General features: G+C 66.4%; 22 protein-coding genes. 10 read left to right on the forward strand and 12 right to left on the reverse strand.

Annotated elements, in window-relative coordinates; all coding sequences use genetic code 11:
• Window positions 1–6 precede the first annotated feature (6 nt).
• Window positions 7–558 (forward strand): dTDP-4-dehydrorhamnose 3,5-epimerase, encoded by a 552-nt coding sequence (rfbC, locus tag OSH10_RS01185; protein ID WP_266329623.1) that lies wholly within the window; start codon window positions 7–9, stop codon window positions 556–558.
• 16 nt (window positions 559–574) lie between these two features.
• Here the strand turns inward: rfbC and rfbA are convergent, their stop codons facing one another.
• The 8 genes from rfbA to OSH10_RS01225 form a co-directional block, all read right to left on the reverse strand.
• Complete coding sequence (gene rfbA, locus OSH10_RS01190; protein ID WP_266329624.1) at window positions 575–1,447, reverse strand: glucose-1-phosphate thymidylyltransferase RfbA; 873 nt, start codon at window positions 1,445–1,447, stop codon at window positions 575–577.
• Window positions 1,444–2,328: a dTDP-4-dehydrorhamnose reductase gene (gene rfbD, locus OSH10_RS01195; RefSeq protein ID WP_266329625.1), complete on the reverse strand. Its 885-nt coding sequence runs from the start codon at window positions 2,326–2,328 to the stop codon at window positions 1,444–1,446. Before rfbD ends, rfbA begins: the two co-directional genes overlap by 4 nt.
• Window positions 2,328–3,383, reverse strand: a complete 1,056-nt coding sequence (gene rfbB, locus OSH10_RS01200) for a dTDP-glucose 4,6-dehydratase (protein WP_266329626.1) — start codon at window positions 3,381–3,383, stop codon at window positions 2,328–2,330. The genes rfbD and rfbB overlap by 1 nt, the downstream gene beginning before the upstream one ends.
• Window positions 3,384–3,517: 134 nt before the next feature.
• Window positions 3,518–4,513: an inositol 2-dehydrogenase gene (gene iolG / locus OSH10_RS01205; RefSeq protein ID WP_266329627.1), complete on the reverse strand. Its 996-nt coding sequence runs from the start codon at window positions 4,511–4,513 to the stop codon at window positions 3,518–3,520.
• Window positions 4,514–4,594: 81 nt separating this feature from the next.
• Window positions 4,595–5,713, reverse strand: coding sequence for a Gfo/Idh/MocA family protein (locus OSH10_RS01210; protein WP_266329628.1), 1,119 nt, complete (start codon window positions 5,711–5,713; stop codon window positions 4,595–4,597).
• A gap of 30 nt (window positions 5,714–5,743) precedes the next feature.
• Window positions 5,744–6,523, reverse strand: a complete 780-nt coding sequence (locus tag OSH10_RS01215) for an ATP-binding cassette domain-containing protein (protein ID WP_266329629.1) — start codon at window positions 6,521–6,523, stop codon at window positions 5,744–5,746.
• Complete coding sequence (locus OSH10_RS01220; protein WP_266329630.1) at window positions 6,523–7,650, reverse strand: ABC transporter permease; 1,128 nt, start codon at window positions 7,648–7,650, stop codon at window positions 6,523–6,525. The genes OSH10_RS01215 and OSH10_RS01220 overlap by 1 nt, the downstream gene beginning before the upstream one ends.
• 160 nt (window positions 7,651–7,810) lie before the next feature.
• A complete protein-coding gene (locus OSH10_RS01225; protein WP_266329631.1) occupies window positions 7,811–8,734 on the reverse strand; it encodes a sugar ABC transporter substrate-binding protein in 924 nt (307 codons plus the stop codon).
• Between the two features lie 204 nt (window positions 8,735–8,938).
• On the opposite strand from OSH10_RS01225, the gene OSH10_RS01230 reads away from it, so the two are divergent.
• The 5 genes from OSH10_RS01230 (at window position 8,939) to iolB (ending at window position 16,163) form a co-directional block, all read left to right on the forward strand.
• Window positions 8,939–9,778 (forward strand): MurR/RpiR family transcriptional regulator, encoded by an 840-nt coding sequence (locus tag OSH10_RS01230; protein WP_266329632.1) that lies wholly within the window; start codon window positions 8,939–8,941, stop codon window positions 9,776–9,778.
• 129 nt (window positions 9,779–9,907) lie between these two features.
• On the forward strand, window positions 9,908–11,842 hold the full coding sequence (locus tag OSH10_RS01235) for a bifunctional 5-dehydro-2-deoxygluconokinase/5-dehydro-2-deoxyphosphogluconate aldolase (protein WP_266329633.1): 1,935 nt from the start codon (window positions 9,908–9,910) through the stop codon (window positions 11,840–11,842).
• Window positions 11,843–12,144: 302 nt separating this feature from the next.
• Window positions 12,145–13,992, forward strand: coding sequence for a 3D-(3,5/4)-trihydroxycyclohexane-1,2-dione acylhydrolase (decyclizing) (gene iolD / locus OSH10_RS01240; protein ID WP_266330354.1), 1,848 nt, complete (start codon window positions 12,145–12,147; stop codon window positions 13,990–13,992).
• A 394-nt stretch (window positions 13,993–14,386) separates the two neighbouring features.
• Window positions 14,387–15,271: a myo-inosose-2 dehydratase gene (gene iolE / locus OSH10_RS01245; RefSeq protein WP_266329634.1), complete on the forward strand. Its 885-nt coding sequence runs from the start codon at window positions 14,387–14,389 to the stop codon at window positions 15,269–15,271.
• Window positions 15,272–15,365: 94 nt separating this feature from the next.
• The gene (gene iolB, locus OSH10_RS01250; RefSeq protein ID WP_266329635.1) at window positions 15,366–16,163 is read left to right on the forward strand and encodes a 5-deoxy-glucuronate isomerase; all 798 of its coding nucleotides are present in this window, start codon (window positions 15,366–15,368) and stop codon (window positions 16,161–16,163) included.
• Here the strand turns inward: iolB and OSH10_RS01255 are convergent.
• A complete protein-coding gene (locus tag OSH10_RS01255; protein ID WP_266329636.1) occupies window positions 16,160–17,209 on the reverse strand; it encodes an FUSC family protein in 1,050 nt (349 codons plus the stop codon). The two genes, iolB and OSH10_RS01255, sit on opposite strands and share 4 nt — an antisense overlap.
• 186 nt (window positions 17,210–17,395) lie before the next feature.
• Window positions 17,396–18,433, reverse strand: a complete 1,038-nt coding sequence (locus OSH10_RS01260; RefSeq protein ID WP_266329637.1) for a LacI family DNA-binding transcriptional regulator — start codon at window positions 18,431–18,433, stop codon at window positions 17,396–17,398.
• A 180-nt stretch (window positions 18,434–18,613) separates the two neighbouring features.
• Here OSH10_RS01260 and OSH10_RS01265 point away from each other — a divergent pair, with 180 nt between their 5' ends.
• From OSH10_RS01265 to OSH10_RS01275, 3 genes are all read left to right on the forward strand, one after another.
• Window positions 18,614–19,699, forward strand: coding sequence for a fatty acid desaturase family protein (locus tag OSH10_RS01265; protein WP_266329638.1), 1,086 nt, complete (start codon window positions 18,614–18,616; stop codon window positions 19,697–19,699).
• A 347-nt stretch (window positions 19,700–20,046) separates the two neighbouring features.
• Window positions 20,047–20,373 carry a MocE family 2Fe-2S type ferredoxin gene (locus tag OSH10_RS01270; protein ID WP_266329639.1) on the forward strand — a complete coding sequence of 109 codons (327 nt, stop codon included), beginning with the start codon at window positions 20,047–20,049 and terminating at the stop codon, window positions 20,371–20,373.
• 4 nt (window positions 20,374–20,377) lie between these two features.
• The gene (locus tag OSH10_RS01275; RefSeq protein ID WP_266329640.1) at window positions 20,378–21,619 is read left to right on the forward strand and encodes an NAD(P)/FAD-dependent oxidoreductase; all 1,242 of its coding nucleotides are present in this window, start codon (window positions 20,378–20,380) and stop codon (window positions 21,617–21,619) included.
• A 69-nt stretch (window positions 21,620–21,688) separates the two neighbouring features.
• On the opposite strand, the gene OSH10_RS01280 is transcribed toward OSH10_RS01275, so the two are convergent.
• Complete coding sequence (locus OSH10_RS01280; RefSeq protein WP_266329642.1) at window positions 21,689–22,657, reverse strand: small ribosomal subunit Rsm22 family protein; 969 nt, start codon at window positions 22,655–22,657, stop codon at window positions 21,689–21,691.
• An 8-nt stretch (window positions 22,658–22,665) separates the two neighbouring features.
• The gene (locus OSH10_RS01285) at window positions 22,666–23,118 is read right to left on the reverse strand and encodes a GatB/YqeY domain-containing protein (protein ID WP_266329643.1); all 453 of its coding nucleotides are present in this window, start codon (window positions 23,116–23,118) and stop codon (window positions 22,666–22,668) included.
• A gap of 247 nt (window positions 23,119–23,365) precedes the next feature.
• On the opposite strand from OSH10_RS01285, the gene carA reads away from it, so the two are divergent.
• Complete coding sequence (carA, locus tag OSH10_RS01290; protein WP_266329644.1) at window positions 23,366–24,622, forward strand: glutamine-hydrolyzing carbamoyl-phosphate synthase small subunit; 1,257 nt, start codon at window positions 23,366–23,368, stop codon at window positions 24,620–24,622.
• Window positions 24,623–24,653: the final 31 nt, after the last annotated feature.

Raw genomic sequence — 24,653 nt, forward strand, 5'->3', positions numbered from 1 at the left:
CCCAGCATGACCACGATCGAACGCTTCGCCATCGAGGGCCCGGCGCTGATCCACCCGAAAGTGCATGGCGACGCACGCGGCACCTTCTTCGAGGCCTTCCGGCGGGATCTTTTCGACCGCGACGTCGCTTCCGGCGTGACCTTCGTCCAGGACAACCAGTCCTTTTCCCGTCCGACCGGCACGGTGCGGGGCCTGCATTTCCAGCTCGATCCGCGCGCGCAGGCCAAGCTGGTGCGGGTTCTGCGCGGCTCGATCCTCGATGTGGCGGTCGATATCCGCCCCGCCTCGCCGACCTTCGGGCAGCATGTCGCGGTCACGCTTTCCGCCGAGAACCGGGCGCAGCTCTATGTTCCTGCCGGCTTCGCGCATGGCTTCTGCACGCTGGAAGACGACACCGAGGTCTTCTACAAGGCGTCCGATTATTACAGCCCCGAGCACGATCGCGGCCTCGCCTGGAACGATCCGGCGCTCGGGATTCTCTGGCCGGTGGCCGAGGCGGAGGCGACCCTTTCGGATCGCGACCGGAAGCACCCCCGCCTCGCGGATCTTCAGCCCTAAAAGCGGAATCGACGCCTCAGCGGTCGGCCAGCACCATGTTCAGGAGATACTGGCCGTAGCTGCTCTTGCCGAGCGCAACGCCGAGACTCTCCAGGGCGGCGGCGTCGATGAAGCCCATGAGATAGGCGACTTCCTCGGGACAGCAGATCTTCAGTCCCTGCCGCTTCTCGAAGGTGCGCACGAATTCCGACGCCTCGATCAGGCTGTCCGGCGTGCCCGTATCGAGCCAGGCATAGCCGCGCCCCATCTTCTCGACATGCAGAGCGCCGCGCTCGAGATAGGCGCTGTTGACGTCGGTGATTTCCAGTTCTCCACGCGCCGAGGGCTTGAGGTCGGCGGCGATGTCGACAACCGCCTCGTCATAGAAATAGAGCCCGGTCACCGCCCAGTTCGATTTCGGCTGCTTCGGCTTTTCCTCGATGGAGACAGCCCTCCGGTCGCGGTCGAAGGCGACCACGCCATACCGTTCGGGATCCTGGACGTGGTAGGCGAACACGGTCGCGCCCAGGGTCCGGGCTCGCGCGTCGGCCAACAGGCCGGTCAGCCCATGGCCGAAAAAGATGTTGTCGCCGAGGATCAGCGCCGAGCGTGAGCCGGCGACGAAATCGGCGCCGATCCGATAGGCCTGCGCCAGACCTTCTGGCGCTGCCTGTTCGGCATAGGAAAGCGCGATGCCCCATTGCGAGCCCTCGCCCAGCAGGGCCTGGAATTTCGGCAGGTCCTGCGGCGTCGAGATGATCAGGATGTCGCGAATGCCGGCCAGCATCAGCGTCGACAACGGGTAATAGATCATCGGCTTGTCGTAGATCGGCAGCAACTGCTTGCTGGTGACCAGCGTCATCGGATGCAGCCGTGTTCCGGCGCCACCGGCGAGAACGATGCCCTTCATGCGGCGCTCCGATCGGAATCGAGGATGGCGTCGACGGCGACGCCGAGGCTTTGCGGCCAGCCGGGCAAGCGGACGCTGAAGACCTGCTCCGCCCGCGAACAATCGAGCCGGGAATCGCGCGGCCGAGCCGCAGGCGCGACATAGGCATCGCCCGAGATCCTGGCCAGGCTCGGCACCGTGCGCCCGGCAGCAGCAAGCCGCGCCATGACGCCGGCGGCGAGATCGAACCAGCTTGCCTCGGCGTTGCCGGCAAGATGGAAGACACCGCCAGGCGCGCCCCTCGCCTTCGCGGCGATTGTCAGCAGGCCATCGGCGAGATCGGCAGCGAAGGTCGGATTGCCAAAGCGGTCCGCGACGATGTCGAGGTTTTCGCGCTCGCCCGCGAGGCGGATCATGGTGCGGACGAAATTGCCGCCATCGGCGCCATAGACCCAGCCGGTGCGGAAGATCAGCGCGTCGGGATTTTCGGCCAGGACCTGACGTTCGCCCTCGAGCTTGGTGTGGCCATAGACGCCGAGCGGATGGGGCGCGTCCGTCTCGACATAGGGCGCCCGCTTCTCGCCGTCGAAGACGTAGTCGGTCGAGACATGCAGGAACGGCAGGCCGAGCTTGCGCGCGCCGGCAGCGAGCCGCGCCGCGCCGTCGCGGTTGATGGCCATGGCGAGTTCCGCCTCGCTCTCGGCCCGGTCGACCGCCGTATAGGCGGCCGCGTTGAGGATCAGGTCGGGCGCGAAGCCCTCGATGAGCGCAGCGGCGCCGTCAGGATCCGCCAGATCCAGAACCGGCCGCCCGAAGGTTTCGACAAGATGCCCATGCACCGCCGCGCGCGCCTTCAAGGCGCGCGCCAGTTGGCCGCTCGAACCGGCGACGAAGATCCGCATCAAGGAGCGCCTTCGAGCAGGCCGAGCCGCTGGCCGCGATAGACGCGGCTGCGGATCGGCTCCCACCAGTCGCGCCGGTCGAGATACCAGTCAACCGTCTTCTCGATGCCGCTGTCGAAGCTTTCCGCCGCCTGCCAGCCCAGTTCCGCCTCGGCCTTGGTCGGGTCGATGGCGTAGCGCTGGTCATGGCCGGGACGGTCGGCGACGAATTCGATCAGTTCGGCGTGCGGCTTTCCCCCGCGCCGCTGGTCGAGGAGCGCGCAGATGCTTTGCACGACCTCGATATTGGACCGCTCATTGCGACCGCCGATGTTGTAGCTCTCGCCCGGCGTGCCGCGCGTCAGCGCCAGGAACAGGGCGCGCGCATGGTCCTCGACATGCAGCCAGTCGCGCACGTTCGAGCCGTCGCCATAGACGCGGATCGGCGCCCCCTCGATGGCGTTGAGGATGACGAGCGGGATCAGCTTTTCCGGGAAATGGTACGGCCCGTAATTGTTCGAGCAATTGGAGATCAGCGCCGGCAGGCCATAGGTGCGCTGCCAGGCCCGGACCAGATGGTCGGACGCCGCCTTGCTGGCCGAATAGGGCGAGGACGGGTCATAGGGCGAGGCCTCGTGGAACAGACCGCTCGGGCCAAGCGTGCCGAAAACCTCGTCGGTCGAGACATGCAGGAAGCGGAACGCCGCCCGCTTCTCGGCGCCGAGCCGATCCTGATAGGCCCGCACCGCCTCGAGAAGCGTCGCCGTGCCCATGATGTTGGTCTGCAGGAAAGCGCCGGGACTGCCGATCGAGCGGTCGACATGGCTTTCGGCGGCGAGATGGATCACCCCGTCCGGCTCATACCGGCGGAAGACATCGGCCATGGCCACAGGGTCGCAGACATCAGCGCGGACGAAAGTGTAGAGCGGATCGTCGGCGATCGGGGCCAGCGAGGCGAGGTTCGCGGCATAGGTGAGCTTGTCGACATTGACGACGGAAACGCCGAGGTCGCCGACCAGATGGCGGCACAGGGCCGAGCCGATGAACCCGGCGCCGCCGGTAACAAGAACGCGCATGAAAACCGTGCCACCCTGACAGAAGCGGCGAGCCTAGCGGTTCAGCATGGCATCGCAAAGGCGTGATTGCGACGGAGAGGGACCGTGCCCAGGCGGTCCCGCAATTGGGTTGGGGACAGACTCGCCCTGCGGGCTCAGATCGAAACGGGGATCGCGCGCTTTTCCCGGACCGATTGCAGCGCCGCGTCGGCCAGCACCAGCGCCTTCCAGCCATCCTCGCCCGAGGGTGTCGCCGGGCCGCCATCCCTGACCGCGGCGATGAAGGCGGCAATCTCGTTGCGATAGGCCTCGGTGTAGCGGGTCATGAAGAAGTTGAGCAGCGGTTCACGGCGATAGCCGTCGCCATTGGCGATCTCGACATTGGTGGCGCGCAGATTGTCGGCGCTGACCAGCCCCTTCGAGCCGTGCACCTCGATGCGCTGGTCGTAGCCATAGCTGGCACGGCGCGAATTCGAGATCTGGGCGATCCGGCCGGATTTCGTCGTCAGCACGATGGAAGCGCTGTCGAAGTCACCAAGCTTGCCGATCTCCGGATCGACCAGCACAGAGGCCGAGGCATAGACGCTGGCCGGCTCCTCGCCGAGCAGGAAGCGCGCCATGTCGAAATCATGGATGGTCATGTCGCGGAACAGCCCGCCGGAACGGCTGATGTAATCGTTAGGCGGCGGACCGGGATCGCGCGAGGTGATCGACACCATCTCGACCTTGCCGATGGCACCTTCGTCGATCTGCCGGCGCACCTCGATGAAGTTCGGATCGAAGCGGCGGTTGAAGCCGACCATGAGCAGCGCCTTCTCCGCCTTGACGACAGCGAGGCATTGCTTGACGCGCTCAACGTCGAGATCGACCGGCTTTTCGCAGAAGATGGCCTTTTTCGCCCGCGCCGCCTGTTCGATCATCGTGGCGTGCAAATCGGTCGGCGTCGTGATCAGCACGGCGTCGATGTCGGACGCGTTCATGATCGCGTCCGCCTCGCGCACGTCCGCGCCGGTCGAGGCGGCGAGCGCCTTGGCCGCGTCCGGAAAGGCGTCGGCGACGGCAACCAGCGTCGCGCCGGCATTCGCGGCGATCGCGCCTGCATGCACCTTGCCGATACGCCCGGCGCCCAGAAGTCCCAGTCTCACGGTCATGTCAAAGTCCCTGAAAGCTCATGCGAAGTAGACGATCTGCCGCGTCGCCCCGACAAGGGGCGCGGCACTTGGGCAACTGAACTATTCCGGCACGTCCACCCAGCCTCGCATCGCATGCGAGCGAGCCATGGCGTGGACGGCGCGTTCGATCTGCAAACCGGTCGCGAATTCGATCAGATGGGCGGGTTCGCCGGCGATCCGGCGCATCAGTTCCCGTGCTTCGATCACTTTGAGATCGTTGAAGCCGAGACCATGGCCGGGCGCCGGGATGAAGCGGTCATAGGGCGGATGCGCGGTTCCCGTCAGAATGGTGCGAAAGCCCTGCTCGGCCACAGGGCCGCGCGCCTGGAACAGCTGCAGCTCGTTCATCCGCTCCTGGTCATAGAGCAGCGCCCCTTCCGAGCCGAAGATCTGGATCGCGATGCGGCCCTTGCGGCCCCAGGCGGAACGATTGACCAGCAGGCTGCCGGAAGCGCCGCTTTCAAGCCGGAACAGGATGTTGGCGATATCGTGCGTTTCGACCGCGCGGCTGCCGCCGGAGGCGAGCGGCCGTTCGGCATAGGGCTTGGCCATGTCGACGACGACGCTCGTTACCCGCCCGACGAGAACCGTGAGCAGCGACAGGGGGTGCACGGCGAAATCGTCGAGCGCGCCATAACCCGACGCCGCCTCGCTCTTCCAGCCGAACGGCGCCGACGCATCGGCCATGAAATCCTCGTCCATCTCGACGCGGACATGATTGACCGTGCCGATCGCGCCCTGCCCGATCAGCGCCCGCATGTGGCGGACGGCCGGGTTCTGGATATAGTTGTAGCCGAGCGCCGCCACCTTGCCCGAGGCTTGCGCCGCGACCAGCATGGCGAGCGCATCGGCCTCCGACGTCGCCATCGGCTTCTCGCACCAGACATGCTTGCCCGCCTGGAGCGCGGCGATTGTCATCTCGGCATGAAACTGGTTCGGCGTCGTGATCGAGACGACATCGACTTCCGGATCCTCGACCACGGCGCGCCAATCTCCGGACGCGCGGGCAAAGCCCAGTTCCGCAGCCTTGCGCGTGGCAAGCGACTCGTTGGCCTCGCCCAGATGCACCAGTTTTGGCCGCGCCACATCGCCGAAGGTCGGCGCCACGGCGTTCCAGGCCAATGCATGGCACTTGCCCATATAGCCGGTGCCGATCAGACCGATACCGAGGGATTTCATGCAGGTCATTCCCGAGGAGTTGAGGAGGGTCTAGACGGTGCCGCCCAGTTCCGCAGACAGGTCCGCAAGCTCCTTGCCGCCCGCCATCAGGTTCTGCAGTTCATCCGCCGAAATCTCGCCGCGCACCGCCGTGCCAAGGGTCCTGCCGCGGTTCAGCACCGTGAAGCGGTCGCCGACGGCCATGGCATGGCGGACATTGTGGGTGATGAAGACGACGCCAAGCCCGCGCTTGCGCACCATGTCGATATATTTGAGCACCATCGAGGTCTGGCGCACACCAAGCGCCGAGGTCGGCTCGTCGAGGATCAGGACCTTCGCGCCGAAATAGACGGCCCGCGAGATGGCGACGCACTGACGTTCGCCGCCCGACAGGGTGCCGACAGCCTGGCCGGGATCGCGCACATCGATGCCGATGCGCTTCATTTCCTCGCGCGTGACCCGGTCGCAGAAGCCCATATCCATGAAGCGGAATGGCCAGATGCCCTTCACCGGCTCCCGACCCATGAAGAAGTTCCGCGTCACCGACATCAGCGGGATCATGGCGAGGTCCTGGTAGACCGTGGCGATCCCAGCGTCGAGGGCCTGGCGCGGGCTGGTGAAATGGACAGGCTCGCCGTTGACGAACATCTCGCCCTTGGTGAGCCGGTGCACGCCCGACATGGTCTTGATGAAGGTCGACTTGCCGGCGCCATTGTCGCCCAGCAGGCAATGAACCTCGCCGGCCTGGATCGACACCGACACACCCGCCAGCGCGACGACGGAGCCGAAATGCTTCTCGATATCGCGCATTTCAAGGATAGGTGTCGTCATCACCGCTCTCCCGTCACGCGCTTGCGTATGATGTTGTTGAAGAACACCGCCATCAGCAGCATGCCGCCGAGGAAGACGAGATACCAGTCCTGGTCGATCGAAGTATAGGTGAGCCCAATCAGCACCATGCCGAAGATGATCGACCCGATCGCGGCGCCGATGACGGAGCCATAGCCGCCGGTCAACAGGCATCCGCCGATGACCGCCGCGATGATCGCTTCGAATTCCTTCTGGAACCCGCGCCGGGCGTCGGTCGACCCGGCATCGAGCACGGTCAGGATCGCGACCAGCGCGGCGCAGCAGGCCGTCACGACGAAGAGCGAAGTCTTGACGCGCCGCGTCGGAACGCCGGAATTCCGAGCCGCGTTTGGATCGCCGCCCGAGGCAAAGATCCAGTTGCCATAGCGCGTGCGCGCCAGCACCACGGCGGCAAGGATGGCCAGGGCGACGAACCAGATGATCTCCACCGGGACGCCCGTGACCTTGGGTTGGCCATTGGGAAACTTGGCGATCCAGTCATGCGCTGCAAGCCAGGCGAACAGGCCCTCGAAAGCATCGCCGGAGAAGATGTTGTAGAAGAATGCGTCGAGCGGGGTGTCGGTCGCCGCCTCGCGTACTCCGCGCAGCTGCGTCGCACCGCCTGTCGCCCATTTGAGTCCGACCAGCGAGAGCCCGCGCAGCACGAACAGGAAGGCCAGCGTCACGATAAAACTCGGCAAGCCCGTATAGAGCACCAGCTGGCCGTTGAAGAAGCCAAAGGCGGCGGCGCAGGCGAAGGTGATGACGATCGCCGCGGGCAACGGCAATCCGAAGGTGACGACGCAGGCGGCGAAGATCAGACCGGCAAAAGCCACCATCGAGCCGACCGAGAGATCGAACTCACCGCCGACCATCAGCAGCGAAGCGCCGATCGCCAGGATGCCGAGCTGGGCTGCCGGCGCCATGAAATTCACGATGCCCGACAGTTCGAACATCACCGGATTGGCGATGCCGATGAAGAACACCGTGACGATGACAAGCCCGAGAACGGCGCCAAGCTCGGGCCGGCGCAGGATGCGGGTGACGACCGAAGCGGGCCGGATGCGTTCGTCTGGGATCAGTTCGGTCGGACTGCTGCGGTCGGTCATGGTCGCTCCCGCCGGCGCGAGTCATCAGCCACGCTGATCGCTCGAGAACGCCGGCTCGTTTTCGAAAGGGGTTCATCCGGCACGCCCGAGCGAAACCGGGTCGCCAGCAGGCGGGATGCGCGCGCGCCTTTCGACCCGCGCGCTTCCCGCCAGATCGCGTCTAGCGGATACCCTTGGCCGAGAGCTCGATGACCTTCGCGGCCGAGTCCTTGGTGACCAGGTTCGGACCCGACGGGACGTCGCCGCCCGGCATGAGGCCGTATTTGCTGTGCAGCGCCAGGAAGGCGACCGGCAGATAACCCTGCAGGAACTGCTGCTGATCGATGGCAAAGGCCGCCTTGCCGTCGGCGATGGCCTGCAGGAGACCCGACGACAGGTCAAAGCTGGCGACATGGACCTTGCCGTCCATCCCGGATTCGCCGACCGCGGCGACAGCGGGCTCGCCCGCGAGCGAGGCGTTCAGCGTCAGGATCGTGTCGATCGCGGTATCGGAGGCGAGCGCCGCCTTTACCTTGGCCTTCACGTCGGCGGGATCGTTCGAGGTCGGCAGGACGGTGACGGCGCCAAAGCCATCCGTGAAGCCCTTGCAACGGACGTCGAGGGAAACATTGCCAACCTCATGGTTGACGCAAATCCCCTTCTTGCCGCCCATTTCCTTCAGCTTCGCGCCGGCGGCCTTGCCGGCATCATATTCGCTCTGCCCGACATGCAGCAGGGCGCCGAGCTTCTTCGAGACATCGGAGCCCGAATTCATCGAGATGACGGGGATGCCGGCGGCGACGGCCTTCTGGATCGACGGTCCGAGCGCATCGGCATCGGGAATCGAGACGACGAGGCCTTCCGGCTTCTGGTTGACGGCCGCATCGATCAGCTGCGCCATCGCGACCATGTCGAAGGTTTCCGGCGCGCGGTAGTCGACCTTGACGCCCAGATCCTTGCCGGCCTCGGTGACGCCGTTCTTGACCACCGACCAGAACGGATCCGATGCCTGACCGTGGCTGACGACGATGATATCGGCATGCGCGGCAACGGTGGAGACGGCCAGGGCCGTGGCCGCCAGCAGTGCCTTCCATTTCATCTTCATGACATTCCTCCCGAGAATGAAAAAATGCGAGAATCCGGCCGTTTTTGCTGCTCTGTGATTTCGCCGCATCGATATTCCGGAATAAATGGATCCCCATATCCGATGCCGGAATATTCATTCCATCAACCCCGATGCGCGTCAAGAGTTGATTTTCGTGCCGAAGTCGGAGAAAGCTGCGCGAATGCGTAGGAAAGAACCGCGATCATGACCCTCGACGACAATGACGCCCTGCCGCCCCGCGATTTCTGGAGCCTGCGCAATCTGATGGTGAGCCGGAAGGAGACGCTGCCGAAGCGCCTCGCCCAGGTCGCCATCTATGCCGTCGCCAATCCCGACGACGTCGCCTTCGGCACGGCGGCCAGCATCGCCGAAAAGGCCGAAGTCCAGCCCTCGACGCTGGTGCGCTTCGCCCAGGCCTTCGGCTACCAGGGCTTTTCCGACCTGCAGGCCGTGTTCCAGGACCGGCTGCGCGACCGTACATCCAACTACTCCGAGCGCCTTTCTTCGCTGCGCTCGCATGTCGCCGGCGACAGCAAGTCGGCGACGCTGTTCGCCGGATTTTGCAAGGCAGCGGAACGGTCGGTGGGGTCGCTGCGCGAGCGCGTGCATGTCGAACAGATCGACGAGGCGGCCGCCCTGCTCGCCCGCGCCGAGACGATCTATCTGATCGGCCAGCGCCGCTCCTTCCCCGTCACCTCCTATATGAGCTACGCCTTCGGCAAGCTCGGCGTGAAGTCGGTTCTCGTCGGCTCGGCCCAGGGCAACGACCCGGAAACGCTCTCCTTCGCCACGCCGCGCGACGCCGCGATCGCGATCTCCTTCACGCCCTATGCCTCGGCGACGCTCAACTACGCGCGCCAGATCAACGAGGGCGGTACGCCGCTCGTCGTCATCACCGACAGCCCGTTCAGCCCGCTGATCCCCAAGATCGGCGTCTGGTTCGAGGTGGTCGAGGCCGACTATGAAGGCTTCCGCTCGCTCTCCGCCTCGATGGCGCTCGCCATGACACTCACCGTCGCCGTCGCCGAAGCGCGCCGCGGTTGACGGTTCGTATATTCCATATTGACGAAATCGCAGAATTTTTGTTTCACTGCCCCGTGCAAGTCAGGGTGCATCGCGGTCGTTTTCTGGTAACGCCCCGTCACCCCCTCGTTAACCGGGACGGAGAATGCGATGACCGAGGCTCGTGGGGCAGATGCGGCCCGACCGCTGGACGTGATCACCATCGGGCGGTCCTCGGTCGATCTCTACGGCCAGCAGATTTTCTCCAGGCTCGAGGACATCACCTCCTTCGCCAAGTCGGTCGGCGGCTGCCCGTCCAACATCGCGATCGGCACCGCCCGGCTCGGACTGAAATCGGCCGTCATCACCCGCGTCGGCGACGAGCAGATGGGCCGCTTCATCCGCGAGCAGATGGTGCGCGAGGGCGTGGCGACGGACGGCATCGCCACCGACCCCGACCGGCTGACGGCGCTGGTGCTGCTCGCGGTCGAGGATGAGGGCGTCTCGCCGATGATCTTCTACCGCACCGATTGCGCCGACATGGCGCTGTCGGAGGCGGATATCGACGAGGGCTTCATCGCCTCGGCCGAGGCGATCGTCGTTACCGGCACGCATTTCTCGCGCGAGAACAGCGACAAGGCGCAGCGCAAGGCGATCCGGATCGCCAAGGCGCATGGCGGCAAGGTCGTGTTCGACATCGACTATCGGCCCAATCTCTGGGGCCTCGCCGGCCATGGCGACGGCTTCGCCCGCTATGTGAAGTCCGACCGCGTCTCCGAGCAGTTGAAGTCGATCCTGCGGGATTGCGACCTGATCGTCGGCACCGAGGAGGAAATCCGCATCGCCTCCGGCGCCGATGACGTGCTCGGCGCGCTGAAGACGATCCGGGCGCTGTCCGAGGCGACCATCGTGCTGAAGCGCGGCGCCATGGGCTGCGTCGTCTATGAAGGCGCGATCCCCGACGATCTCGAACAGGGCATCGTCGGCAGGGGCTTTCCGATCGAGGTCTATAATGTGCTCGGCGCGGGCGACGCCTTCATGTCCGGCTTCCTGCGCGGCTGGCTGAAGGGCGAGGCGCTGGAAACGGCCGCCACCTGGGCCAATGCCTGCGGCGCCTTCGCCGTGTCGCGGCTGCTCTGCTCGCCGGAATATCCGACCTGGGCCGAGCTTTCCTGGTTCCTCGAGCATGGCAGTTCACATCGCGCCCTGCGCAAGGACGCGGCGCTCAACCATCTGCACTGGGCGACCACCCGCCGCGAGCAGCCGGAAACGCTGATGGCGCTGGCGATCGACCATCGCTCGCAGCTGGAGGCGGTAGCGGACAAGCTGAGCGTGCCGCGGGAAAAGATCGAGGGCATCAAGGCGCTGGCGGTCGAAGCGGCGGCGCGGGTCGCCAAGGGGCGGCCCGGCTTCGGCATGCTGCTCGATTCCACCTATGGTCAGAAGGCGTTTCCGCGCGCCGTCGAACAGGGTTTCTGGATCGGCCGGCCGGTGGAAAAGCCCGGCTCACGCCCGCTCGATTTCGATCATATGCCCGATCTCGGCAGCCACCTGGCGGAATGGCCGATCGGCCATACGATCAAGTGCCTCTGCTTCTATCATCCCGACGACAGCGCCGAGTTGAAGGCGCGGCAGGAACGCGAACTGCTGCGCGTCGCCGACGCGGCGCGGACCGTGGGTCGCGAACTTCTGATCGAGATCATCGCCGGCAAGCATGGCACGCTGACCGAAACCACGGTGTCGTCGATCCTGGCCCGGCTCTACGAGCTCGGCATCAAGCCGGACTGGTGGAAGCTGGAGCCGCAGACGAGCCCGGCCGCGTGGCGCGCCATCGAACAGGTGATCGCCGCCAAAGACCCGCACTGCCGGGGCATCGTGCTGTTGGGGTTGGAAGCACCGGAGGACGAGTTGGTCGCCGCCTTCCGCGCCGCGGCCGCGACGCCGCTGGTCAAGGGCTTTGCTGTCGGCCGGACGATCTTCGCGGAAGCCGCGGAAGGCTGGCTTTCCGGCCGCATCGACGACGAGGCGGCGGTGGCCGACATGGCGACCCGCTTCGGCAAGCTGGTCGCGGCCTGGGAAAGCGCAAGGCGGACGGAGGCGGCGTGATGAACTGCCGCCGGCATCCCTACGAAAACAGGGATCCATCCATCAGCGGCCTCGGGCGTCTCGAAGGACGGCGAACCCGGCTGAATGGATCCCGGGTCAAGCCCGGGATGACGGCGGAGGGGATGAATACAGGCGGTGCGACACGACCGTGGTCGACACCCTTCTTCATCTCCTGAGGGAGAGGTGAAGAAGGCAAGGCTCCGCTTCTCGCGGCGACGGCCGAGAGAGACTACTTTTAAGAACAAGGGAGACCGTCCCAGACGATCGGGCCGGAGCGCGACAAAAATGGGCGAGGAAACAGCCTGATGACCACCATCCGTCTCACCATGGCGCAGGCGCTGACGCGTTATCTCGCCAGCCAGAAGACCGTCATCGACGGCAAGACCGTGCCGATCTTCGCCGGGGTCTGGGCGATCTTCGGCCATGGCAATGTCGCGGCGATCGGCGAGGCGCTCTATCAGCATCGCGACGAACTGCCGACCTTCCGCGCCCATAACGAGCAGGCGATGGCGCATGCCGCGATCGCCTATGCCAAGGCGAGCTTCCGCCGCCGGATGATGGCGGTGACCAGCTCGATCGGCCCGGGCGCCACCAACATGGTGACCGCCTGCGCCATGGCGCATGTGAACCGCCTGCCCGTCCTGTTCCTGCCCGGCGACATCTTCGCCAATCGCCGGCCCGACCCGGTGCTTCAGCAGGTCGAGGATTTCGCCGACGGCACGGTCTCGGTCAATGACGTGTTCCGACCGATCTCGCGCTATTTCGACCGCATCACCCGGCCCGAGCAGATCCTCGCCGCCCTGCCCCGCGCCATGGCCGTGCTGACCGATCCGGCCGATTGCGGCCCGGTGACGCTATCGCTCTGCCAGGACGTGCAGGCGGAGGCCTACGACTATCCGGAAGCCTTCTTCGACGAGAAGATCTGGACGCAGCGCCGGCCCCGCGCCTCCGATGATGAACTGGCCGCCGCGGTCGCAGCTTTGCGCATGGCGCGAAAGCCGCTGATCATCGCTGGTGGCGGCGTGCTCTATTCCGGCGCGACGGAGTCGCTCGCCAGCTTCGCCGAAGCGCATGGCATTCCCGTCGCCGAAACGCAGGCGGGCAAATCCTCGCTGCCGGCCGACCATCCGCTCAACATGGGCTCGATCGGCGTGACCGGCACCTCCGCCGCCAACGAACTGGCGCGGGACGCCGACGTCATCCTTGCGGTCGGCACGAGGCTGCAGGATTTCACCACCGGCTCCTGGTCGCTGTTCCAGAACGGCAAGACGATCATCGGCCTCAACACCCAGGTGTTCGACGCGACCAAGCATCGGGCGCTGCCGCTTGTCGCCGACGCGCAAGCCGGCCTTCGCGAGATCGGATTGCAGCTCGAAGCGTTGAGCGCCCCGGAAGACTGGACGGAGCGCGCACGAGAGGGGCGCACCCTCTGGTTCCGCGCGGCAGACAACGCGACCGCCGCGACCAATGCGGCGCTTCCCTCCGACGGCCAGGTGATCGGCGCGGTGCAGCGGACACTCGGATCCGGCGCGACGGTGGTCTGCGCGGCCGGCGGCCTGCCGGGAGAGTTGCACAAGCTCTGGCAGGCGGGCGCGCCCGGCTCCTACCATCTCGAATATGGCTATTCGACCATGGGCTACGAGATCGCCGGCGGGCTCGGCGTCAAGATGGCGAAGCCCGACCAGGAAGTCGTCGTCATGGTCGGCGACGGCTCCTATCTGATGATGAATTCGGAGATCGCCACCTCGGTCATGCTGGGGCTGCGGCTCACCATCGTCGTGCTCGACAATGCCGGCTATGGCTGCATCAACCGGCTGCAGATGGCCACCGGCGGCGCCAACTTCAACAATCTTCTCAAGGATGCACGGCACGACGTATTGCCCTCGATCGATTTCGCGGCGCATGCGGCGAGCCTGGGCGCGATCGCGACCAAGGTCGCCTCGATCGCCGAACTGGAAGCGGGCCTCGCCGCCGCGCTGACGAACGATCGCACGACGGTGCTCGTCATCGACACCGACCCGCTGGTCACCACGGAAGAAGGCGGCAACTGGTGGGACGTCGCAGTGCCGGAAGTGAGCCCACGGCCCCAGGTGAACGCGGCACGCAAGGAATACGAGAAGGCTATGCAGGCGCAGCGGGTGGTTGATTGAGGCCCTGCCCCTCCGTCCCCTGCTCCGGCGTCCCCTGCTCCGGCGTCATCCCCGCGAAGGCGGGGATCCATTCAACCTCCCAAGGCAGTCGGCTGAATGGATCCCGGGTCACGCTTCGCTTGCCCGGGATGACGGGCGGAGGGATCCTTGAATGGAATGAACGAGAACCCTTCCCTTCACCTCTCCCTGAGGGAGAGGTCGGAGCGAAGCTTCGGGTGAGGGTTTAGGGAACCATCCGGAGAAGCCGTAAACCCTCACCCGCCGCACGGTGTGCGTCGACCTCTCCCTCAGGGAGAGGTGAAGTCAAAATCAAAGCCCCTAGCCTCTCCCGCGCGCGGGAAAGGGAACGCCAACCAGAACCGATACCGCCGACAAACCAACGAGGAAGCACCCCATGATCCGCATCGGCGCCAACCCGATCTGCTGGTCCAATGACGACAAGCAGGACATCGGCGGCGACATCCCGCTCGAGCAATGCCTGTCGGAGGCGAAGGCCATCGGCATCGAGGGCATGGAACTCGGCCACAAGTTTCCGCGCGACGCCGAGACGCTGCGGCCGATCCTGGCCGGTCATGGCCTCGACCTCGTCAGCGGCTGGTATTCGACCTTCCTGATCGAGCGCGACGCCGAGGAGGAGTGGAAGCAGGCCCGCGCCCATATCGACCTGCTGAAGGCCTTCGACTGCAAGGTGTTCATCGCGGCGGAATGCACCCGCACCATCCACGGCACGCAATCGGCGCCGCTTTCGACGCGTCCGCTGATGAGCGAGGTCGAATGGGGCCGCTTCACCACGCGGCTGACTGAATTCGCCGACTATCTTTCCCGCGAGGGGCTGACGCTGGTCTATCACCACCACATCGGCACCGTGATCCAGACCGAGGCCGAGATCGACCGGCTGATGGAAGCGACGGGGCCGGCGGTAAAACTGCTGCTCGATACCGGCCATATCACCTGGGCCGGCGGCGACCCGGTTCGGCTGGCGCGGCACTATCGCAACCGCATCGCCCATGTCCACACCAAGGACGTCCGCCCGGACGTGGCGAAGCAGGCGACGACCGGCGACTGGTCGTTCCTCGATAGCGTGCTGGCCGGCGTCTACACCGTGCCGGGCGACGGCGCGATCGACTATGTCGCGGTGTTCCGGGAGATCCCGGACTATGCCGGCTGGATCGTGATCGAGGCCGAGCAGGACCCCGTCAAGGCACCGCCGGCGCGCTATGTGAAGATGGGATTCGACAATCTCAACCGGTTTATCGATGCTGCGGGATTGAAGCGGTAAAGGGACTTTGCACCACGCGGTTCTTCACCTCTCCCTGAGGGAGAGGTGAAGTGGAGTTCGGCCCAAGCCTGTGTTGCAATCCAGGGAGACCTTCATGGCAGATCTTCTCGTCAAGCCGATCGGCAGCAAGGGCCAGACCATCCACGTCACGCCGCAATCGGCGGGATGGTCGCATGTCGGCTTCGATCTCTACCAGCTTGCGCCGGGCGAGATGGCGCAGGCCAACACCAATGACCGCGAGGTCTGCCTGGTGCTGGTTTCCGGCAAGGCGCGCATCATCGTCGAGGATGTCGATTTCAACATTCTGGGCGAGCGCATGTCGCCCTTCGACGGCAAGCCGGACTCGGTCTATGTGCCGGCCGAGCATGACTGGATGGTGACGGCGACGACGCCGCTGACGCTCGCCGTCTGCTCGGCGCCGTCGACCGGCGGCAACCTGCCGCCGCGCCATATCCGCCCCGACAAGGTCACGCAGGAGACGCGGGGCACCGGCACCAACACGCGCTACGTCACCAACATCCTGCCGGAAGAGGCCAAGGCGGATTCGCTGCTTGTCGTTGAGGTGATCACGCCCGGCGGCCACACCTCAAGCTATCCGCCGCACAAGCACGACACCGACAACCTGCCGGCGGAATCGCAGTTGGAGGAAACCTACTACCACCGCCTCAACCCGCCGCAGGGCTTCGCCTTCCAGCGCGTCTACACGGACGACCGCACGCTCGACGAGACGATGCTGGTCGAGGACGGCGTGGTGACGCTGGTGCCCAGGGGCTATCACCCCTGCGCCACCATCCATGGCTACGACCTCTACTATCTCAACGTCATGGCCGGGCCGAAGCGGACGTGGAAGTTCCACAACGATCCCGACCATGAGTGGCTGCTGAAGCGCTAACCCTCGGCGGCCGGCGGCCCGGCGCCGCGCTGCGCCCGCCGGTCCCAGGCCTCGACGCAGACCGCGGTGACGAGCGCCAGCAACCCGCCGATCACGGTGGCGAGGATGCGATGCTTGACCACCTCGATCTCGGGCAGTCCGGCCAGCGCCACCAGGAAGGCGACACAGGCCGTGACGCAGGCGACGAAGGCGGCATAGCCGGAGCGCTGCATCGAATAGGCGACGCCGGCGAGCAGCACAACCAGCACGGCCAGCAGGCTTTCATCGGGCCTGAGCAGGGCTGCGATCAGCGTGGCGATGCCCGCGCCGGCGACCGTGCCGCAGATGCGGAAGACGACGCGCTCGACCGTCTTGTCGGATTGCGGCTTCAGGATGATCAGCGCCGTCACCGGGATCCAGTAGCCGTTCGGCATCTGCGTCGTCTTGGTGAGCAAGGTGGTCGCCACTGCCAGGATCGCCGTGGCGATGGCGATCCGCAGCGTGTCGGAATGGCCGGTCAGGCGGCGGCCCATCACGGCGAACAGGTCCTGCCAGCGGTCGGAACCGTCATGCTCGCGGAGGATCGCCGACTTGCCGGCCAGCGCCCAGACCAGCGTCACCAGGGCGATCTGCAGCAGGCCGCCGCTAAAGACCAGGCCCGCCCGCCCCAGTGCGCCCATCATGTCCGCGGGATAGGCATCGGCGACGAAGAAGGTGATCGCCCATTGCAGCGTGATCCACCAGGCGGCCGGGCCGGCGGCGTTGGCGCCGCCGCAAAGCGCGCCGAACATGGCGGAGAACAGGATCATCAGCGGCAGGTAGCTGCCGGAAAACGATCCGACCCACGCCGCGACGCTCATGCCGATCATGGCGAAGATCATCGGCCCGGCGCGCACCGCGGTGAAGCGCTGGAACGCGCCGAAGCCGACGGAAAAGGCGCCGCTGGCCGCGACGAGGCCAAAATCCGGCCGCCCGAACAGGATGCCGGCGGCGAGGCAGATCGCCATCGCCGGCATGCAGGCGAGCACCGTCTCCACCCGGATGTCGCCGCGCCGGAACGCGAACATTTCCTGACTGTAGCGACGAACCGGGATGCGAGCGCGAAGTAAGCGATGGACTGGCACGCGGCTCACCCGCTGAGAGAGTTTCGGAAAGCGACCCCGGGGCGGGATCGTGCCCGGGACGGCGCGATGCGAGGGAAGAGCAGCCGGCCCGGCGATTCACCCTAGCCCCTTTTGCGGCATCCACCACCATCAGACATTCTCGGAAACAAAGAGTTCGAACGGCAGGAGCACGCGGTTGTCGCCCTCTCCGGCCCTGCCCGCGACGGCGCGGGCCAGGATCTCGACCGACCGTTCGGCGAGCGCCTGCACCGGCGTGGCGATCACCGCGTCGAGCACGCCATCGACCAGCGCGACGCGCGTCTCCGGCACGAGTTCGTTGCAGACGGCGATGACGCGCCCGGCCGCCCCGCTTTCGCGCAACGCGGAGATCAGCCCGGCCATGCCGCCGCCGGCGACATAGATGCCGACCAGGTCCGGATTGCGTTTCAGAAGCTCCAGCGTGCCCTCATGCGCGAGATGCGGATCCTCGAGATTGGCGAGCGGTTCGAGCAGGCGAAACTCCGGCGCATGCTCGCGAAAATAGCTTCGAAAGCTGATCTCGGAGAGTTCGTGCCCGATGTAGCGATGGCTGCCGACGAAGATGCCGACGCTGCCGGGCGCCTTCGCCAGCCGGGCAATCGCCCAGGCGGCGGTGCGCCCGGCCTTGCGATGGTCGATGCCGACATGGCCGATCCCGCCCGGCGCCGACAGTTCCGAGAGCAGCGTCATCACGCCGACGCCACGCGCAGCCAGCGTCTCGATCGCTTCGGTGACCTTGGGATGATCCGCGGCGACGACGGCGAGCGCATCGACCCGCGCGCCCAGCGCCAGCAGCTTTTCCGCCACCGTGCCGGCCGAGATATCCTCGACGAACTCGACGACCGGCTTGCCGCGCACGCCCGGGGCGGCGCGGGTGGCCGCCGCCAGCGCCGCCGCCATCTCCTGGTAGAAGGCATCGGCGCGGCGCTGAAGCAGGAAGCCGAAGCTGCGGCTTGGCGCGGTCTCCTCCAGCCGCCGCTTCAACAGGCCGGCGCCGTGATAGCCGATTGCTTCGGCGGCGGCGAGCACGCGCTCCGCCGTCTCGCGCCGGACGGGCGCGCGCTGGTTCAGCACCCGGTCGACGGTGGCGACGCCGACGCCCGCCGCTTCGGCGAGGTCGCGGATGGTCGGCCGGGTCACGCCGTCCATGCCGGTCCGGCCTTGATAGTTTCCATCATCATCACCCGCCGCCGTCTTGAGCTTTCGTGAGAGATTCTATCATCGCGAGATTGAGCCGGGAAGCCTTGGAGACTAGACTCGTTCCGGACATCGAAAGCGCGCCTCCCCAGCGGAATGGCCCAAAAAAGCGCGATGCGGCGGAGGAACGGAATGACCACCGGAACGGTGTTACGCGACTATTCCCTGGTCGGACGCGATACCCGGCGGGCCGAGGAGATCGGCCTCGCGGCGGCGGCGTGGTATCAGTGCCCGATCCCCCGCAAGGAATTGAAGGCGCTGATGAAGCGCTCCGATGGCCCGGCGCTGCGCGATACGGCGATCTGGTTCGCGGCGCTCTTCCTGACCGGTCTCGGGGGCTACTACTTCTGGGGTAGCTGGTGGGCGGTCCCCTTCTTCGCGATCTACGGCATCCTCTACGGCTCGGCCTCGGATTCGCGCTGGCATGAATGCGGCCACGGCACCGCCTTCAAGACCCGCTGGATGAACGATGTCGTCTATCACATCGCCTGCTTCATGATTCTGCGGGAGCCGACCGTCTGGCGCTGGAGCCATACGCGGCATCATACCGACACGATCATCGTCGGCCGCGACCCCGAGATCGCCGTGCCGCGCCCGCCGGATATCCTCGGCATCCTGCTGAACCTGTTCGCGCTGAAGAGCACCTATGCTGCCTTCAGGAAGCTGTTCCTGCATGCCGGCGGCAGGCTGACGGACGAAGAGCGGACCTATATTCCGGAGATGGAGCGCGGCAAGGTCTATTGGGTGGCACGGCTGTATCTCGCCATCTTCGCCGCCGTGGCGGTCTGGTGCTTCGCGATTGGCTCGATCCTGCCGGCGATGTTCATCGGCCTGCCGACGCTCTATGGCGGCTATTTCACGGTGATCTTCGGCCTGACCCAGCATGCCGGCCTGGACGAGGACGTGCTCGATCACCGGCTGAACAGCCGCACCGTCTACATGAACCCGGTCTATCGCTTCCTCTATCTGAACATGAACTACCACGTCGAACATCACATGTTCCCGATGGTGCCCTATCACGCGCTGCCGAAGCTGCATGCCGCAATCCGGGACGATTGCCCGACGCCCTATAACGGCCTCTGGGAAGCCTATGCCGAGATCATCCCGGCCCTGCTGCGCCAGAGCCGCGAGCCCGGCTTCTTCGTCAAGCGCCAGCTGCCCAACCCGGAAAAATCCGTGCCCTACAATCACGGCACGCAGTTCGTGCCGGCCGAGTGAGGCGGCGCCGTGGGTGCTTCGAGACGGGCCTGCGGCCCTCCTCAGCATGTTGAGGAGAGCGGGCCTCCGAAGCAAAAAGCCCCTCACCCGACCCTCTCCCGCAAGCGGGCGAGTGCTTTTCCTCCGGCTCCTTCACAACGATCGAGCGAAGACTGCGCAGGACAGACGGGCCTCGATACGCCCCCTCTCCCGCGCGCGGGAGAGGCTGGGGTGAGGGTCTCCAGCAAAGCTGCAACCGGCATGCAGCACCCACCCCCCAACATCCTGACGAGGCTTTCGCAGAAAGCCGTCTCGAAGGACGCAAAGCCGGCGCCGAGCCAACGAACGACAGACCGAAAGAGACCATCATGACCATCACCGCCACGACCTGGATCGAAGCCTGCGACGCCGACGACATCGATGCGGAGGATGTCATCCGCTTCGATCATGCCGGCCACACCTATGCGATCTACCGCTCGCCCGACGATGAGTATTTCGCCACCGACGGACTTTGCACGCATGAGCGGATCCACCTCGCCGATGGCCTCGTCATGGATCACATCATCGAATGCCCGAAGCACAATGGCCGCTTCGATTACCGCACCGGCCAGGCCAAGGGCGCGCCGGTCTGCCTCGCTCTGAAGACCTATCCGGTCAAGCTGGACGGCGGCAAAGTCCTGCTCGGCCTGGCGTGAGGCGATGACGAAGGCGGAAGCCATCCTCGTCATCGGCGCGGGCGAGGCCGGCGCGCGCGCGGCCATGGCGCTGCGCGAGAACGGCTTTGAAGGCCAGGTGACCCTGCTCGGCGAGGAAGCGCACCGCCCCTATGAGCGCCCGCCCCTCTCCAAGGCCGCGCTGACCGACGAGGCCGAGCCGGAGGCCGCCTTCATCCTGACGCCAGACCGGCTCGACGAACACGGCATCCGCCATCTCGGCGGTCGCGCCGCCACCGCCATCGACCGCGCCGCCCATGCGGTCGAGCTCGCCGATGGCGGGTGGCTGCGCTACGACCGGCTGCTGATCGCCACCGGTGCGCGGGCGCGAAAGCTTGCCGTTCCCGGCGCGGGGCCGGAAAACGTGCTGTATCTGCGCACCCTCGAGGAAGCCCGCGCGCTGCGTTCGCGCCTCGCTCCGGGTGCGCATATCGCCATCATCGGCGGCGGCTTCATCGGCCTCGAACTGGCGGCGGCGGCTCGCGCGCGCGGCGCCGAGGTGATGCTGATCGAACTGGCGCCGCGCCTGCTCGCCCGCGCCGTGCCGGCGGCCATTGCCGACGTCATCGCGACCCGGCACGCCGCGGCGGGTGTCCGACTGCTGACCGGAATCGGGATCGAGCGCATCGAGGCGGAGGGCGAACGCCACGCCATCCGGCTGTCGACCGGCGAACGCATCCCCTGCGACGGCATCCTCGCCGGCATCGGCGCGGTGGCGGAGACCGGCCTTGCCGAACGGGCCGGGCTCGCCATCGACAACGGCGTGGCCGTCGACGCACGACTGGCGACCAGCGATCCCGATATCTTTGCCGCCGGCGACTGCTGCTCGTTTCCGCACCCGCTCTATGACGGCCGACGACTGCGCCTGGAAGCCTGGCGCAACGCGCAGGACCAGGGTAACGCGGCGGCGAAATCCATGCTGGGCGGCAGCGGCGCCTATGACGCCGTGCCATGGTTCTGGTCGGATCAGTATGACCTCACCCTCCAGATCGCCGGCCTCCCCGATGAGGGCCACGAGACGGTGACGCGCGATCTCGGCGACGGGGCACGGCTCGATTTCCACCTCGCCACCGACGGCCGCCTGGTCGCGGCGAGCGCGGTCGGCCCGAACGGCAGGATCGCCCGGGATGTCCGTCTGGCCGAGATGCTCATCGCCCGGCGCGCGACACCGGACAAGGCTGCGCTGGCGGATGGCTCTGTGAAGCTGAAGGGATTGCTGGCGGGGTGATCGAAGTCCCGGCCGCATTTCTGCGTGTCGGGCGGCGGCGCAGGAAGGGGGAAGAGACGCCCCTGCCCGCTAGACGTCGAGCGCGTCGCCCCAGTCGATGCGGCGGGCGGCCTTGAACAGCTCGCCGTCGCGCTTGGTGATCAGCCGCGTCTCGGCCGCGCCGGAGGCGAGGCAGAGCTTCAGGCTGACCTTGCCGCTGCCGGCGCGGGGCGGCGACAGGACGCGGCCCGTGGCCCTGGCGACCGGCGCCCTGGAGACGGCCAGATAGATGAACTTCTCGTCCTCGAACGGCACCACCGCGCCCTTGCTGCGCAGATGGATCTTCGTCCGCGCCACGCGGCGGGAGAAATGGCACCAGTCGGGCGACACGATCGGGCACGGCGCCTGATGCGCGCAGGGCGCGACGATGTTCGCGCCGAGGCCCAGCAATTGCGTCCGCGTGTCCAGGATGCGCTGCCAGCCCGCCGGCGTGCCGGGCTCGACGATCAGCAGCAGCGAGCCGGTAGCCTGCCACGCCGCCTCGATCAGCGCCGCGCGGGCGTCGAGCTCCAGTTCGTCCAGCACATAGGCGATGGTGACGAGATCATGCGTCTCGACCGCGAGCCTGCCCTTGGAAAAATCCGCCGCGCGCCATTCGCGCCGGAACGGCGCGGCGGACGCGGCGAGCTTTTCGCCCCAGCGCCGCATGGTCGGGCTGCCCTCGATCATCAGCGTGTCGTCGATCGAGGGCCAGGCGTCGCGCGCCGCCCACATGGCGGTGCCGGGACCGGCGCCGAGATCGAGCAGCGATGTCGGCCGGAAGTCCGGCATCTGAAGTTCGGCTTCCCCCATCGCGGCGCGGACGGCGGCGAAGGTGGCGGGCAGCCGCGCCGCCAGATAGGCGCGCGCGGCGTAGTCCTCGGAGACGTGGAACCGGCCATCGCGAAGCTCGCTGCGATAACGCTGCGAGAGCATGGCGGAGGCTTCGGCAAGGGCCGCCGTCGAGGCGCCCTCGAGCGCCGCGTCGACGGCGTCGCGGAGGGCGGGCGGCAGTTCCATGATCGTTCCTAGCTGGAAAGGGCTGCCTTGACGGCGGCGCTCGCCTTGGAGAAGTCCATCTGCCCGGCATAGCGGGCCTTCAGCTCGGACATCACCTTGTTCATGTCGCGGATGCCGCTCGCGCCGGTCTCGACGACGATGGCGGCGATCGCGGCCTTGGCCTCGTCCTCGCTCAGCTGCTTGGGCAGATAGTCCTCGATGATGGCGATTTCCTCGCGCTCCTGCGCGGCGAGCTCGGGGCGGCCATTGTCCTCGTAGATCTTGGCCGATTCCAGCCGCTGCTTGACCATTTTGGCGAGCAGGTCGATGAGTTCGACGTCGCTGGCCGTGCCGGCGCCGGCAGTGCGGGCGACGATGTCGCGATCCTTGATCGCGGCCATGATCAGGCGAAGCGTGCCGGTGCGCCTCTTGTCCTGGGCCAGCGTTGCCGCTTTCAGGGCTGCGGTGATGGTGTCGCGCATCGTCAATCTCCTTGAACGCTGCCGCACCATAGAGAAGCTTGGCGCGTCCTTCAAGCACATCAATGCTAACACATTGAAATGTATGACTTTTGTATTTTCCGCTTCGGGTTGACGGGTGGGACCTCTTGGCCTAGTTTCCCGGCAAATGGGCGCGAGGCGGTGGATCCACGGGATCCGCCGCGTTTTTGTGCGGCATGAGCTTGTCGGCACGAGCTTGGCGCCCCGTCTCGAGACCCGCAGGTAGACCATGGCCGACACAATGCTGACCGACACGATCGCGGATGAGAACGTCTGGGCTGAGCCGAAGCCGACCGCGCTTCTGATCCTCGCCGACGGCACCGTGATCGAGGGCCGAGGCATCGGCGCGGTCGGCCACGCGGTCGGCGAAGTCTGCTTCAACACGGCGATGACCGGCTATCAGGAAATCCTGACCGACCCGTCCTATGCCGGGCAGATCATCACCTTCACCTTCCCGCATATCGGCAATGTCGGCACCAATGACGAGGACATCGAGACCATCAACATGGCCTCGGCGTCGGGCGTGCGCGGCTGCGTGATCAAGACCGATATCACCGACCCGTCCAATTACCGCGCGCTGAAGAATTTCGACCAGTGGCTCAAGTCGCGCGGCATCGTCGGCATCGCCGGCGTCGACACGCGCGCGCTGACCTCGCTGATCCGCGAGAAGGGCATGCCGAACGCCGTGATCGCCCATGCACCGGACGGCGCCTTCGACCGGGAGGCGCTTGCCCAGGAAGCCGCCGCCTGGCCGGGCCTGGAAGGCATGGACCTCGCCAAGGACGTCACCACCGGACAGAGCTTCCGCTGGGACGAGACGACCTGGGTCTGGAACAAGGGCTTTGGCCGCGAGGAGAACCCGGTCCACAAGGTCGTCGCCGTCGATTACGGCATCAAGCGCAACATCCTGCGCCTGCTGGCCGATGCCGGCTGCGATGTGACCGTGCTGCCGGCAACCGCGACCGGCGCCGAAATCCTGGCGCACAAGCCGGATGGCGTCTTCCTCTCGAACGGCCCGGGCGACCCGGCCGCGACGGGTGAGTATGCCGTGCCGGCGATCCGCGAAGTGATCGCGGCCGACGTGCCGCTGTTCGGCATCTGCCTCGGCCACCAGATGCTCGGCATCGCGCTCGGCGGCGAGACCAGGAAGATGCACCAGGGCCATCACGGCGCCAATCATCCCGTCCAGGACCGCACCACCGGCAAGGTCGAGATCACCTCGATGAACCACGGCTTCGCCGTCGACGCCGGCTCGCTGCCCGACACCGTCGAGGAGACGCATGTCTCGCTGTTCGACGGTTCGAACTGCGGATTGCGCGTCAAGGACAAGCCGATCTTCTCGGTGCAGTACCATCCGGAAGCATCGCCTGGCCCGCAGGACAGCCATTATCTGTTCACGCGCTTCGTCAATCTGATGCGCGCCCGCAAGGGCGAGGCCGCCCTCTCGGAAGAACGCCCGACGCCGGTTCCGCTTCAGGCGCGCTAGAGGCCGGCCGGCCGGTTTCGATCGCCGCGCC

This window comes from Kaistia defluvii (assembly GCF_026343955.1).
Classification (GTDB): Bacteria; Pseudomonadota; Alphaproteobacteria; order Rhizobiales; family Kaistiaceae; genus Kaistia; species Kaistia defluvii.